At 32.6% G+C, this 14,174-nt stretch carries 14 protein-coding genes and 1 tRNA gene; 7 read left to right on the top strand and 8 right to left on the bottom strand.

Annotated elements, in window-relative coordinates; genetic code table 11:
- Positions 1-11: 11 nt before the first annotated feature.
- From cdaA to IM744_RS06980, 3 genes are read left to right on the top strand one after another with little or no spacing between them, the layout of a single operon-like run.
- A complete protein-coding gene (gene cdaA / locus IM744_RS06990) occupies positions 12-794 on the top strand; it encodes a diadenylate cyclase CdaA (RefSeq protein WP_194507415.1) in 783 nt (260 codons plus the stop codon).
- On the top strand, positions 795-1,598 hold the full coding sequence (locus IM744_RS06985) for a DUF3667 domain-containing protein (protein ID WP_194507414.1): 804 nt from the start codon (positions 795-797) through the stop codon (positions 1,596-1,598). It begins immediately after the preceding gene.
- A gap of 13 nt (positions 1,599-1,611) precedes the next feature.
- A complete protein-coding gene (locus tag IM744_RS06980; protein ID WP_194507413.1) occupies positions 1,612-2,412 on the top strand; it encodes a DUF3667 domain-containing protein in 801 nt (266 codons plus the stop codon).
- 1 nt (position 2,413) lies between these two features.
- Here the strand turns inward: IM744_RS06980 and IM744_RS06975 are convergent, their stop codons facing one another.
- Together IM744_RS06975 and truA are read right to left on the bottom strand one after the other, a co-directional pair.
- Complete coding sequence (locus IM744_RS06975; RefSeq protein ID WP_194507412.1) at positions 2,414-4,180, bottom strand: ABC transporter ATP-binding protein; 1,767 nt, start codon at positions 4,178-4,180, stop codon at positions 2,414-2,416.
- A 37-nt stretch (positions 4,181-4,217) separates the two neighbouring features.
- Complete coding sequence (gene truA, locus IM744_RS06970) at positions 4,218-5,018, bottom strand: tRNA pseudouridine(38-40) synthase TruA (RefSeq protein WP_194507411.1); 801 nt, start codon at positions 5,016-5,018, stop codon at positions 4,218-4,220.
- Positions 5,019-5,117: 99 nt separating this feature from the next.
- Between truA and IM744_RS06965 the strand changes: the two genes are divergently transcribed.
- Entirely contained in the window at positions 5,118-5,615 is a 498-nt protein-coding gene (locus tag IM744_RS06965) for a metallophosphoesterase family protein (RefSeq protein WP_194507410.1), read from the top strand.
- Positions 5,616-5,803: 188 nt separating this feature from the next.
- Here IM744_RS06965 and IM744_RS06960 read toward each other — a convergent pair whose 3' ends face one another.
- Positions 5,804-6,214: a DUF4293 domain-containing protein gene (locus IM744_RS06960; RefSeq protein WP_194507409.1), complete on the bottom strand. Its 411-nt coding sequence runs from the start codon at positions 6,212-6,214 to the stop codon at positions 5,804-5,806.
- A gap of 229 nt (positions 6,215-6,443) precedes the next feature.
- Here IM744_RS06960 and rho point away from each other — a divergent pair, with 229 nt between their 5' ends.
- Positions 6,444-8,183, top strand: coding sequence for a transcription termination factor Rho (gene rho / locus IM744_RS06955; protein ID WP_194507408.1), 1,740 nt, complete (start codon positions 6,444-6,446; stop codon positions 8,181-8,183).
- Positions 8,184-8,343: 160 nt separating this feature from the next.
- Here rho and IM744_RS06950 read toward each other — a convergent pair whose 3' ends face one another.
- The 4 genes from IM744_RS06950 to proS form a co-directional block, all read right to left on the bottom strand.
- Positions 8,344-8,709 carry a hypothetical protein gene (locus tag IM744_RS06950; RefSeq protein WP_194507407.1) on the bottom strand — a complete coding sequence of 122 codons (366 nt, stop codon included), beginning with the start codon at positions 8,707-8,709 and terminating at the stop codon, positions 8,344-8,346.
- Between the two features lie 199 nt (positions 8,710-8,908).
- Positions 8,909-9,163, bottom strand: a complete 255-nt coding sequence (gene rpsT / locus IM744_RS06945) for a 30S ribosomal protein S20 (protein ID WP_194507406.1) — start codon at positions 9,161-9,163, stop codon at positions 8,909-8,911.
- A gap of 27 nt (positions 9,164-9,190) precedes the next feature.
- Positions 9,191-9,262: transfer RNA gene (locus tag IM744_RS06940), tRNA-Glu, on the bottom strand.
- 133 nt (positions 9,263-9,395) lie between these two features.
- Entirely contained in the window at positions 9,396-10,874 is a 1,479-nt protein-coding gene (gene proS, locus IM744_RS06935) for a proline--tRNA ligase (protein WP_194507405.1), read from the bottom strand.
- 100 nt (positions 10,875-10,974) lie between these two features.
- On the opposite strand from proS, the gene IM744_RS06930 reads away from it, so the two are divergent.
- Together IM744_RS06930 and IM744_RS06925 are read left to right on the top strand one after the other, a co-directional pair.
- Entirely contained in the window at positions 10,975-12,003 is a 1,029-nt protein-coding gene (locus IM744_RS06930; RefSeq protein ID WP_194507404.1) for a hypothetical protein, read from the top strand.
- Between the two features lie 35 nt (positions 12,004-12,038).
- On the top strand, positions 12,039-13,556 hold the full coding sequence (locus IM744_RS06925) for an OmpP1/FadL family transporter (RefSeq protein WP_194507403.1): 1,518 nt from the start codon (positions 12,039-12,041) through the stop codon (positions 13,554-13,556).
- Positions 13,557-13,957: 401 nt separating this feature from the next.
- Here IM744_RS06925 and IM744_RS06920 read toward each other — a convergent pair.
- The coding region (locus IM744_RS06920; RefSeq protein ID WP_194507402.1) for a T9SS type B sorting domain-containing protein at positions 13,958-14,174 on the bottom strand (217 nt) is incomplete at its 5' end.

The following is a 14,174-nucleotide window of genomic DNA, read 5'->3' as shown; positions in this document are numbered from 1 at the left end:
CACACTAACCATTGGATAAATTCAAATTTTGGGATTTTGGGATTATAGACTTTATCGACGTTTTTCTCGTCGCTATACTGCTCTACTATATCTACAAACTGGTTAAAGGTACTGTAGCTATCAATATTTTTATTGGGATTATCATTATCTATCTCGTTTGGAGAGTTACCGATATTCTAGATATGTATATGCTACATCGCATATTTGATGGTTTTATAAAAGTTGGGATTATTGCTCTTATTGTTGTTTTTCAACCCGAAATACGAAAATTCCTCCTTATGGTTGGTTCTACCAATTTAAGTGGTAGTGGTAAGTTTTTCAAGAAAATGAAATTCTTAAAAACCGAAGTAGAAACCGAAACCGATATCAACGCACTTGTTAATGCTTGCGAGAAAATGGCACAATCAAAAACCGGAGCACTCATCGTTTTAGAACGTAATAACAACCTTGATTTTTTGACCAATACTGGTGATGAGATGAATATTAAAGTGACACAACCTATTATCGAGAGTATCTTTTTTAAGAATAGTCCGTTACACGATGGAGCAGTGATTATTGAAAATAATGTGGTAAAAGCGACACGTGTTATTTTACCTGTTAGTAGTGAGCAGAATATTCCGCAACGTTTTGGTTTACGTCATCGTGCAGCAGTTGGTATTACAGAAAAAACAGATGCAATTGCTTTAGTGGTAAGTGAAGAAACTGGGCAAATTTCCTATATAAAAAACGGAGAATTTGTATTATTTGAAACCATCCAAGAACTTACTGCATTACTTTATAAAGACCTCACTTAAATGAATTGTAAAAACTGTGAAATTGCTTTAAATGACAACATCAATTTTTGTCCTATTTGTGGAGCTAAAGTCATAAGAAAACGTTTAACATTAAAAAACCTTTGGCATGATGTTAGCTTGCAATTCTTAAATATTGATAATAAATTTTTAAAAACGTTTACACATCTTTTTTCTCAACCAGAAACTGTTATTAATGGTTTTATAGAAGGAACTCGAAAAAAGTATATCAATGTCATGCAGTACTTCGCTATCTCACTAACTCTTGTTGGGATTCAAGTATTTTTAATGAAAACTTTTTTTAGTGATGACTTAGCAACCACCATGGATTTCATGAAAGATTTTGAAGTTACTACTGGTGAAAAGGATAACCCTTTTAGTTCAAATCCTCTAGGAAGTCTTGAAGACATTAACAATTACCAAAGTATAATTTATATCTGCTCAGTGCCTTTATACACTTTGGCGACGTGGTTAGCTTACAGGATACTTAAACCTGTAAAACAATATAACTTTACAGAGCATTTAGTTTTGAATCTTTATTATAATGCTCAAGTTATTATAATTACAGCTGTATTGAGTATCTTTTTCTTATGCTTTGGATTTAATTACCTCCTCATTGCTGGTTTTGTTTCTATACTTGTATATATCTATCTCTTATACATTTTAAAACGCGTATTTAATACTTCTTTTTGGGAAGCTGTCGCTCACTTTTTACTAGTTATGATCATGTTTTTTGTTATTTTCTTTACCATAGGAATTTTGATTGCGATAGCGATATTTGTGTTTGCTATAATCACAAAAATTTAATTTTTTTTACTTCATGAATTGTAAAAACTGTAATACTCAACTACCATTAAACAGTGATTTCTGTAACACATGTGGAGGAAAAGTCATAAGAAATCGTCTCACCTTCAAAAATCTTTTTGAACACATTAGCGAAACATTTTTCAATTATGACAATAAGTTGTTGAGAACTTTTATTGATTTATTTAAAAAACCAGAAGTTGTAATTGGGAGCTACATAGAAGGTGTTAGAAAACGTTATGTTAATCCTGTTAGTTTCTTCGGGATTATTCTAACCATAAATGGTTTAAACGTATATATTATAAGCAAGTTTTATAAAAAGTATGTAAATGCATCTTCAATTGTTGGTGATTTAGATTCTGCTCAAAATGAAGCTACCAAAAAAATTATGGCGCTATCTACAGATATCTCCTTAGAATACGCCTCATTATTTTTCTCCTTATTAATTCCGCTTGCTGCTTTAGTCAGCTTAATTGTATACCACAATAAAAAATACAATTACACAGAGCATGTCATACTTTACCTCTACAGCATGTCTGTATATTCAATTCTCTCTGTAGTTTTTGGATTACTTGTATTATTAACTTTTCCTGAAAAGTATATGCTGTTTGGATCTGTAATGTACCTATTCATCTTTATCTATCATTGTTACATCCACACAAGATTATTTAAATTGAGTGCAAAACAATTGATACTTAAAACACTATTGTTTTTAGTGATAGGATTTATAATTTACATTGGTTTTTCTATATTAGGTGTATTAACACTTGTACTTACTGGAGCTATAGAACTTCAAGATTTCGCTCCAAAAAAATAACTTAACTAGCCTCAGCCTTTAAAAACTGAACCTCATATAAATTACGATAATACCCATTTTCAACTTTTAGAAGTTCATTATGAGTTCCTTTTTCTACAATTTTCCCAGCATCCATAACAATAATTTGATCCGCTTGTTGAATGGTTGCTAGTCTGTGTGCAATAACTATAGACGTACGTCCTTTTGTGATTTTATCTGTTGCGTCTTGTATCAATTGCTCTGAGTAAGAATCTACAGACGACGTCGCTTCATCTAACACCAAAATACTTGGATTAGTCACATAAGCTCTCAAAAATGAAATCAATTGTCGTTGTCCAGATGACAACATTGCTCCACGCTCTTTTACATTATAATGATAACCATTTGGCAGACTCGAAATAAAATCATGAATCCCAATATCTTTAGCTGCTTGGATGACTTTTTCTTCGGAAATCGTCTCGTCCTTAAGTGTAATATTATTCAAAATAGTATCTGCAAATAAGAATACATCTTGTAATACTACTGCAATTTGAGAACGTAGCGACTTTAATGTCAAGCTTTTTATATCTGTTCCGTCGATACAAATAGTGCCTTTATTAATATCATAAAACCGATTTAATAAATTGATGATTGTTGATTTTCCAGCACCTGTAGAACCAACAATTGCAATAGTTTGTCCTGCTTCAACCTCTAACGAAATACCTTGAAGCACTTCTTCATCTTCCACATAAGAAAAACGTACATCTTTAAATGAAATATCACCTTTAAATTCCGTAGCAATCACAGTACCTGAATCGTCAATTTGAGATGTTGTATCTAAAACTTTAAATACACGATCTGCAGCTACCATTCCCATTTGTAGTGTATTGAATTTATTCGCAATCTGGTTTAAAGGTCTAAAGAGCATTGGTACGAACATGATAAATGCGAACAAATCACCTTCAGTAGCTGTACCACTAAAAACAACGCTTAATCCTCCAACCCAAATAATAGTTCCTAACGTTATGGAGGATAACAAATCTGCAATTGGAAAAAACACAGAGTTATACCAAACCGTTTTTAACCAACCTTTTTTATGACGTTCATTAATTTCTTTAAATTTCTTAAATTCGGTATCTTCTCTTGTAAATAGTTGAAGTATTTTCATCCCAGTAACGCGTTCTTGCACAAAAGAATTCAAATTAGAAACCTCATTACGCACTTCCTCAAAAGCACGTTTCATATATCTCTGAAAAATCTTAGTAGCAAACAAAACTATAGGCATGGTAATAAATGCAATAAGGCTTAGCTTCCAATTCATGTAAAACATCATTCCGCCAACAACGAGCATCTTGAGAAGATCACTGAAAATCATGAAAAGTCCTTCTCCAAAAATAGCAGCAATACGTTCCATATCTGTTACAGTTCTGGTAATTAAAACACCAACAGAAGAACTATCATAGTATTTCATTCTAAACCGTAGAACATGATTGTATAATTTGACTCTAATATCCTTAACAATAGATTGTCCAAGCCAATTGGCATAATAGATAAAAAACAACTGACTAACAACTTCCAGAATTAATAAAACCAGCATTAAAATAATGTAGAATAGAAACCCATCATATTGTTTTAAAGCCACATGCTCATCAATTGCTTTTTGCAAAACTAAAGGTCTTAAAGCACCAAAAACTGCCAAACCAACCACACAAACCAACGATACAATAAATACAGACCTATAAGGCTTGATGTATTGAAGCAATCGCTTAAACAAAGTAAGATCAAAGACTTTATTCTTTTTGTTTTCCATATGTATTTCCCGATCAATCGAGAATCTTATTAATTTACTACTTTTTTATATCTTCTGGATATTCAACACTCACAAGATATAAACCATGAGCAGGAACCGAAAATCCCGCCTCACCTCTATCTTTAGATTCTAAAATATCATGTAATTTTTCAACTTCCAATTTACCTAAACCAATATTAATCAAAGTTCCTACAATGGCTCTCACCATATTTCTTAAAAAACGATCGGCTTTAATTGTAAATATTAATTCGTCATTTTCAACTGTCCAATGCGCTTGCATAAGGTTACAATTATACGTTTTTACATCTGTATTCACTTTAGAGAAGCATTGAAAATTCTTATACTGCAATAGAATTTCACAAGCCTTATTCATCAAATGGATGTCTAATGATTTTTGCAAGGCATATGCAAAGTCATAGTTAAATACATTTTTTTTAGTAGAAATTCTATAATTATAAGTTCTACTCACAGCATGAAAACGCGCATGAGCATCATCTTTGACTTCAAAAATAGTTGAAATCGCTACATCGTTTGGTAAATAGGAATTCAGTCTAAAAATAATGTTGTCTGGTAAATTACCATCAAAATCAAAATGCGCAAACATCTGTGATGCATGCACTCCAGTATCTGTTCTACCAGCTCCAGCTACAGCAATTTTCTGCTTTAATATTGTAGATAAAGCTTTCTCTAAAACCTCTTGTACAGAAATTGCGTCTGGCTGATTTTGCCAACCATGATATGCTTTTCCGTTATATGATAATTCGATAAAAAAACGCAATAGAAACCTTACTTTTGTGAAAGCACAAAGATAATTGATTCCTACGAAGACAGGAATCATATTAACACAATTAAAAGGTTTTCTTCGGAAACTTTAAAATAACAGAACTCTAGATATAAATTTAAAAATTACTTTCTTCGGAAAGGATTTAGGACAGGAATGAAAAAAATACTATTACTCTCTGACACACATAGCTACATAGATGACGCTATCTTAAAACACGTTAAACTAGCAGATGAAGTCTGGCATGCTGGAGATATTGGAGATTTAGAAGTGACCGATAAAATTAAAGCGCTAAAACCATTACGAGCTGTTTATGGCAATATTGATGATGCTAAAGCTCGATTAGAATTTCCTGAGAATAATAGATTTATGTGTGAAGACGTCGATGTTTTTATGACACATATTGGAGGCTATCCACCAAAATACAATATAAGAACTCGCGATTTAATTAAGGAAAATCCGCCACGTATTTTTATCTGCGGACATTCGCACATCTTGAAAGTCATGCCAGATAAGCGTTATAATTTGATTCACATGAATCCAGGAGCTGTTGGTAAACATGGGTTTCATAACGTAAGAACAATGCTTCGTTTTACAATTGATGGTAAAAAAATTGAAAATCTTGAAGTTATAGAATTTCCGAAGCGCTACTAGTTGAGTTATATCCCAATAGCTATCAGGACCGAAGAAAAACACAAATAAAATGAGATCTAGTTCTTCAGCAGGATGAGTTCAACCAACATTATTAAATGCGCCTACAGTTTTTCAATAATGGGTTTCACTAAAAAAACCCAAGGTCTTCACCTTGGGTTTACGCACTAAAATAATTAAGATAATAGGTTTTATCGTAATCTATCAACAGATTTTACTAGATCCTCATCCTTTTTTATGGCTTTATTGGCCAAGACCAATAATACGATAGATAAAATAGGTATGAAAATTCCAACACCTTTCTCTGAGATGTGACTCTCTCCAGGTGGCATTAGCAATTGATACACAAAAAATCCTAATAAAATAAAGTTTAATATTATGTTGAGTCGTCCCAAAACAAATTGAAACTTCCTGTTTTTAAAACTGAAAATCGAAATTAAGGATAATAAAGCAGAACCCAAAAATAAACCTAAATATAAATTCTCATCTTTTGCAAAAACAGGAATATCTTCACTGTTTGTCCATAAGTGGAACACAAATATCAATCCTGCAGATACTGCTGCAGATAATAAAAGGTATATAGTTTGTATGCGTTGTATCATTTATAATTATCTATAACGAGCCACAAAATTAATAGTTTCTTTTTAAAAGTAGTATTATTTTTTAAAAATAAAATTGTATTATTGCAATAACAATGTGCTACGTACAGATTAGCAGTTGTTTAAATCTTCAGATTTTTTTCAAATTTTTCCCATTATTATAATTTTTCAGAAAAAAGAAAAGTAAGAAATAAATCCATTTCAAAGAATAAACTTAATAGTATACACATACATGTTCGAAATTTCCGAATTAAAAGCAAAAAAGCTTCCTGAACTTCAGGATATAGCTCAAAAATTGAATGTACCTAAATACCGTACATTAAAAAAATTAGATCTTGTTTATCAAATCTTAGATTTTCAAGCAGCCAATCCAGATGTTGTGAAAAAAGAAGCTGTTGCAGCTCCTACTAGTGCTCCTGCTCCAAAAGTAGAAGACAAGAAACCTGTTCAACAACGTAAGCCTAGAGCTCGTGTTGAGAAAAAGGTTGAGAAAAAGCAGGATGAAAAACCTGATGCTCCTCAACAAAAAATGGAATTAGATGAGAAAAAAGACAATGAGTCTCCTAAATCTCAAACTAATGATAAAGATGATAAGTCTCCAAAACCTCAAACTAACGAGAAAAAGGAAGCTAGAATCAACGATAATAAACCTAATCCTCGTAAAAAGGAAGACAATAAGCCCAACCCTCGTTCAAAAGATGAGAATAAGCCCAATCCTCGTAAAAAGGAAGAGAATAAGCCTAACCCTCGTCAAAAGGACGGTAATAGACCAAATCCTCGTCAAAAGGACGGTAATGTGCATAAAAATAATGGTAACAAAGATAATCGTAACCGTTACAGAGAACCAGACTTTGAATTTGATGCCATCATAGAAAGTGAAGGTGTATTAGATGTGATGCAAGATGGTTATGGTTTTTTACGTTCATCAGATTACAACTATTTATCATCACCTGATGATATATATGTATCACAATCGCAAATTAGATTGTTTGGACTAAAAGTTGGAGATACTGTTTTGGGTAATGTTCGTCCGCCAAAAGAAGGTGAAAAATATTTCCCATTAATTAAAGTGAATAAAATAAACGGTCAAAGCCCTAATGTGGTGAGAGATCGTGTCGCTTTTGAACACTTAACTCCTTTATTTCCGCAAGAAAAATTTAATATTGCCGAAAAGCAAGCGACTATTTCTACGCGTATCATGGATTTGTTTGCACCAATTGGAAAAGGACAACGTGGTATGATTGTATCGCAACCAAAAACTGGTAAGACGATGTTATTAAAGGATGTTGCAAATGCAATTGCAGCTAATCATCCTGAAGTTTATCAAATGATTTTATTAATTGATGAACGTCCAGAAGAAGTTACAGACATGCAACGTAATGTACGTGGTGAAGTCATTGCTTCTACTTTTGACAAAGAAGCACATGAGCACGTAAAAATTGCAAATATCGTTTTAGAAAAAGCAAAACGCTTAGTTGAATGTGGACATGATGTAGTCATCTTACTAGATTCTATTACACGTTTAGCTAGAGCATATAACTCTGTACAACCAGCATCTGGTAAAATATTAAGTGGTGGTGTTGATGCTAATGCACTTCACAAACCAAAACGTTTCTTTGGTGCTGCTCGTAATATTGAAAATGGTGGATCACTTACCATTATCGCTACTGCCTTAACTGAAACAGGCTCTAAAATGGACGAAGTAATTTTCGAAGAATTTAAAGGAACCGGTAACATGGAATTACAATTAGATCGTAAAATTTCAAACCGTCGTATTTACCCTGCAATTGATTTAACATCATCTAGTACACGTCGTGATGATATATTATTAGATGCTACCACAATACAACGTATGTGGGTAATGCGTAAATATCTTGCAGATATGAACCCTGTAGAAGCTATGGAATTCATTAACGATAGATTTAAACAAACAAGAAATAATGAAGAATTCTTAGTCTCTATGAACGGATAAATTTTTCTCAAATACAAACATAAAAAAAGCCTTGACTTATTAAGTTCAAGGCTTTTTTGTGTCTCTATGAAATGATTTGTTTTTTTAGTTCAAATTATGATAGAACTATAATAAACTTAATACTACTTTATTTTTTTAAGATAAAGATAATTGCTTACAACTAATAAGCCATTAAAAGCTCTTTGTACTCTTTTAAATCTGAAAGATTACCTTTGTTATTAAGATTCTTTACAAGCGCTATTAAATAGCTTAAACTTTCTTCAGGAGAAGCATCGTTTCCTTCTTCAGCACCATCTTCTTCTTCATCCAACGGTTCATCGTCAAGAATAGGGATAAGAAATGAATCATGTTCTTCTATATGCTCATATGTATACCTAAGCACCTTTACTAATAATGGTACTTTTGCTTCTATAGCGTATACCCTTAACTCCTTAATGTCGTCGATTAATGTATCAGTATTAATACCTGTTTCATCAAGATTTTTAAGAATCTTATCTACTAATTTAATTGCTTGTGTATTTTCCAAAGGTAAATATTAAGTGAATGATTATTTTTTTATAATTGCAAATTTATCTTTTTTTAAATCAAGAACAAATTCGTTTTAATAATTTCTCATATATTAATTAGTAATCAATTTTCGATTTGATTCTAATCAATTTTAATCACAAAAAAAAGCCTCTCGTTAGAGAAGCTTTCTTATTTGTTTTTTATGAGCTAAAAATAAATTAGCTTAAAGAAGCTACATGCTTAGTTAAAGTAGACTTTAAATTAGCAGCTTTGTTATCATGTATAACATTGTTTTTAGCTAATTTATCAATCATTGAAATAACTGAAGGCAAGTATTCACTTGCATCTTTAGCTTTTTCCATGTCACGTAACCTCTTGATAGCACCACGAGTTGTTTTGTGTTGGTATCTGTTACGTAAACGCTTAGCGTCATTACTTCTTATTCTCTTTAATGCTGACTTGTGATTTGCCATTGTTTTTTCTTTCTTGTTAAAAAATTGTAGCCCGTAGGGGAGTCGAACCCCTCTTACATGGATGAAAACCATGCGTCCTAGCCGATAGACGAACGGGCCATTTTATTTATTTCAATAGCATTTTAATAATTTAAAATGCTTTTTAAATGAACAAGCAATTACTCATTGCGGATGCAAAAATACAACTATTTTTAAGTGTTGCAACACTTAAGCAAAGTTTTTTTTAAAAAATTTAATATGCCTTAGCAAATATCACTCTATTTGTTGATGGTTTCCCAGTGTATACGCACTTTCCTGCTTCTTTTTTAACATCCATTGGAATACACCTAATAGTTGCTTTTGTAAGCTCTTTTATTTTTTGTTCAGTTTCTGCTGTACCATCCCAATGCGCAGAAATAAACCCTGTTTTGTTCTCTAAAACAGTTTTAAATGATTCAAAATCATCAACTTCTGTAATATGATTATCTCTATAATTGCGTGCTTTATCAAACAATTCCTCTTGAATCGTTTTTAATAGCGATTCCACAGTAGAAACTAAATCTGACATTTCTATTACTTCTTTAGTCAAGGTATCACGCCTTGCTAGTTCCACTGTTCCGTTTTCTAAATCTCTTTGCCCAATGGCAATTCTTAATGGCACGCCTTGTAATTCATGCTGAGCAAACTTTGCTCCTGGTCTATGTGTTGTTCTAGCATCAAGTTTACATGAAATGCCAAGTGCCTTTAATTCTTTTATGATGCCATTAGCTTTTTTTGTAATTACTTCTAACTGCTCATCTGTTTTATAAATAGGCACAATAACGACTTGAGAAGGCGCTAAATTTGGTGGTAACACTAAACCTTTATCATCACTATGTGTCATAATCAAAGCTCCCACTAATCTTGTAGAAACTCCCCAAGATGTAGCCCAAACATAATCTAACTTACCTTCATTATTTGTAAACTTCACATCAAATGCTTTAGCAAAATTTTGCCCTAAGAAGTGTGAAGTTCCCGCTTGTAGTGCTTTTCCATCTTGCATTAACGCTTCTATGCAATACGTATCAATAGCACCTGCAAAACGCTCGCTTTCAGTTTTCACCCCTTTGATAACAGGAATTGCCATAAAGTTTTCAGCAAATTCTGCATAAATATCATTCATCTGTTCTGCTTCTACTAGAGCTTCAGCTTTTGTCGCGTGCGCTGTATGACCTTCTTGCCACAAAAATTCCGCAGTACGCAAAAATAAACGGGTTCTCATTTCCCAACGTACTACATTAGCCCATTGGTTAATTAAAATTGGTAAATCTCTATAACTTTGAATCCAACCTTTGAATGTATGCCATATGATAGCTTCACTTGTTGGTCTTACCACAAGCTCTTCTTCCAATTTCGCTTCAGGATCCACCCTTAGCTTTCCTGGATTATCAGGATCATTCTGCAATCTATAATGCGTAACAACAGCACATTCTTTTGCAAAGCCTTCAGCATTTTTTTCTTCCGCTTCAAACAAACTTTTAGGTACAAAAAGTGGAAAATATGCATTTTGATGACCTGTTTCTTTAAACATTCGGTCTAATTCTGCTTGCATTTTCTCCCAAATAGCATAACCATACGGTTTTATGACCATGCATCCTCTGACAGCAGAATTCTCTGCTAAATCAGCCTTTACGACCAATTCATTATACCATTTTGAATAGTCTTCGGCTCTACTTGTAAGATTTTTACTCATTTTCAATGTTTTGGCACAAAATTTGTGACTATGTTAAAAAAAGAAATAGTTCAGCAAAACTAACTATTTTTGTAATGTTCAACAATAAAAATCAAGAGATATGCAATTAAACAATTACATACAGACTAAATTTCCATTTTTTGTTGCACTAAGCTTAACGTTCTTGTTAGCTTCTTGTGGTTCATACCAATATGTTGGTTATGACAATGATGGTATATACAGCGACAATGAAGACGTTGTTTATGAAGAAGCTAGAACCGTTTCTGTTCAAGATCAAAGTGTCTATAAAGATTATTTTACAGAAAAGTCTTTGCAATATAGTGAAATACCAGATGATGGTAGCGCTATATTTACCGATATTGATTCATATGAAGGTAATTATGACGATGAATATGTAGAAGATACTCAAGCTGGTTATGCAGGTTGGGGACAAGAAAGTACAGATGTGAGTATAAATATTTATAATTCTGGATGGAATTCTCCATATTGGGGAGACGGTTACGGTTATGGACGGTATAGACCTTGGGGATATAATAGTTTTGGTTGGAATAATCCTTACGGTTATAACTATGGTTGGAATAGTTGGGGCTGGAATATGGGCTTTGGATATGGATGGAATTCAGGTTATGGCTATGGCTACGGTTATGGATGGAATAACAATTTTTGGTGTCCTCCATACTACAGAAACAACTATAGTAGAGGTAGCAGCTACGCTTATAACTCTGGCAGAAGAGGTGCCAATACATCAAATCTAAATAGAAACAGTAATTATTCAAGACGTAGTTCTTCATCGAGTTTATCAAGAAGAACTTCATCTACAATTAGAAACAACTCTAGTATAAGACCACGAACTTCTTCACCTAGAACTAATAACTCAAGTATTAGACCTAGAACTTCAACACCTAGAACTAATAACTCAAGCGTAAGGCCAAGAGCGTCGACACCTAGAAGTTCAAATTCTTCTGTAAGACCAAGAAGAAAATCTAGTTCATCTTCTACACCAAGAGCATCAACAAGAAGAAGTAGCGGTAGCTCTTCATCTGCAAGAAGTTCTAGTAGTAGTTCTAGTAGATCATCAGGATCATCTAGCTCTTCAAGTAGAGGAAGTTCTGGACGCAGAGGTAACTAAGATTTATTAAAATAATAATTTCACAAAATTTCAATATGAAAAAATTAACTATACTAGTCATAGGTGTACTCTCTATGTCTAATATTATGGCTCAAGATATCTCAGATGCGCTTAGATACTCTCAAGATGAAATTCAAGGATCTGCTCGTTTTAGAGCGCTAAGTGGTGCTTTTGGAGCATTAGGTGGAGATATGTCTGCTGTAAGTATAAATCCTGCAGGTTCTGCTATATTTTCAAGAAGTCACGCTTCATTATCACTATCTAGCTTAAGTATCGATAATGACGTTTCCTTTTTTAATGGTAGGAGTTCTTCTTCAGATTCAAAAATAGATTTAAATCAAGCAGGAGCTGCATTTGTATTTCAAAGTACAGATGAATCTTCCTCTTGGAAAAAATTCGTTCTCAGTGTAGCATATGATAAAACAGCTAATTATGATGATCAATGGTTTGCTTCTGGAACTAACACCAATTCCATAGACAACTATTTTTTAGACTATGCACAGGGTCTCAGACTTGATGAAATATCGGCATTTCCTGGTGAATCGTATTCTGAAGCTTATTCTGAAATAGGCTCATTTTATGGTTTCGGAAACCAACAAGCATTCTTAGGTTATGAATCTTACATTTTAGAACCTATGAATGATACCGATGAAAACACGCTATACACATCTAACATAGCTGATGGAACATTTAACCAATCATATGATTATATAGCGAGAGGTTATAATGGAAAATTTAGTTTTAACGCTGCTACTCAATATGAAGATAAGTTGTATTTAGGTATAAACTTAAACACACATTTCATCAATTATGAAAAATATACATATTTAAATGAATCTAATTCAAATGATGGTTCTTTAGTTACAAACGTTCGTTTTGCAAACAACCTCTTAACAACTGGTAATGGTTTTTCATTTCAATTGGGAGCTATTTACAAAGTAACTAACGAGCTTAGAGCTGGTTTTACTTACAATTCTCCAACATGGTTTACAATTACAGAAGAAACCACTCAAAGTATTTCAACATCTGCTACAGATGACGAAGGCTCTTTCACTAATAACATCGCTCCTGATATTATAAATATTTTCCCTGATTATAACTTTCAATCACCAGGAAAAATTACTGGAAGTTTAGCTTATGTATTTGGAGAACAAGGTTTATTAAGTTTTGATTACTCTAGAAGAGATCATACCAAAACAAAGTTCAAACCAACTTCTGATGCCTTTTTCGCATCTCAAAATGAGATTATGAATTCTTTATTCAAAATCGCAAATACTTACAGAGTTGGTGGCGAATATAAATTTCGCCAATTTAGCTTTAGAGGTGGTTATAGACTTGAAGAAAGCCCATACAAAGACGATTCTTTTTATGGTGATTTAACCGGTTATTCTCTTGGTTTGGGTTATAATTTTGGTAATACAAAATTAGATTTAACTTATGATCAAGCTCAAAGAACGACTAACAATCAATTGTATTCAGTAGGTTTAATTGATGCTGCAACCTTAGATTCCAAAAACTCTAATATTACATTAACATTAGGTTTTAATTTATAGGAAAGAAAACAATATTATTTTCTTCGGAAAAGTGCTAGACTCAGGTTTAGCACTTTTTTTTATTATAAATAATTAACAAAAGTACTTTCAAAGAGAATTCATCTCTTATAATTTAAAGTTAAGACAGTCTCAAATTGATCTCAACAATAGATTAGCATCATATCTTAACACATAAATTGTTGAATAAACATAATACATAAATTCAGACTTGAATCAATTACAAATAACACTTGAGCATTAATCCCAAATCAATTAAATCAAAGGCATTCTATTACGCTTTAATTACACATACTGAAGCTAATATCAATTCAAACGATCACTAATTAATCGTATAGTAAATAAAAAACAAAAGGCTACGTCAATGACGTAGCCTTTATTATATATGATTTTTTGTTTACCGTTTATCTTTTCAGGGTAAAATGGGCTTTAAATTCTTTACGGTCACCTGTATTAGGTTCATTATACTCTACTACAAACCAGTAGTCGCTTGTTGGCAATTGGTTACCATTGTAGGTACCATTCCAACCTGCTCCTGTAGGACTGAGTTGTTTGAGTAACTTTCCGTATCTGTCAAATATATAAATTTTTGCGTTTGGTTGATCATTTATTGCACTAATG

This window comes from Psychroserpens luteus (genome assembly GCF_015319355.1).
Taxonomy (GTDB): Bacteria; Bacteroidota; Bacteroidia; order Flavobacteriales; family Flavobacteriaceae; genus Psychroserpens; species Psychroserpens luteus.
Note: the sequence above shows the minus strand (reverse complement) of the source record. Positions and strands in the feature narration are given on the sequence as shown.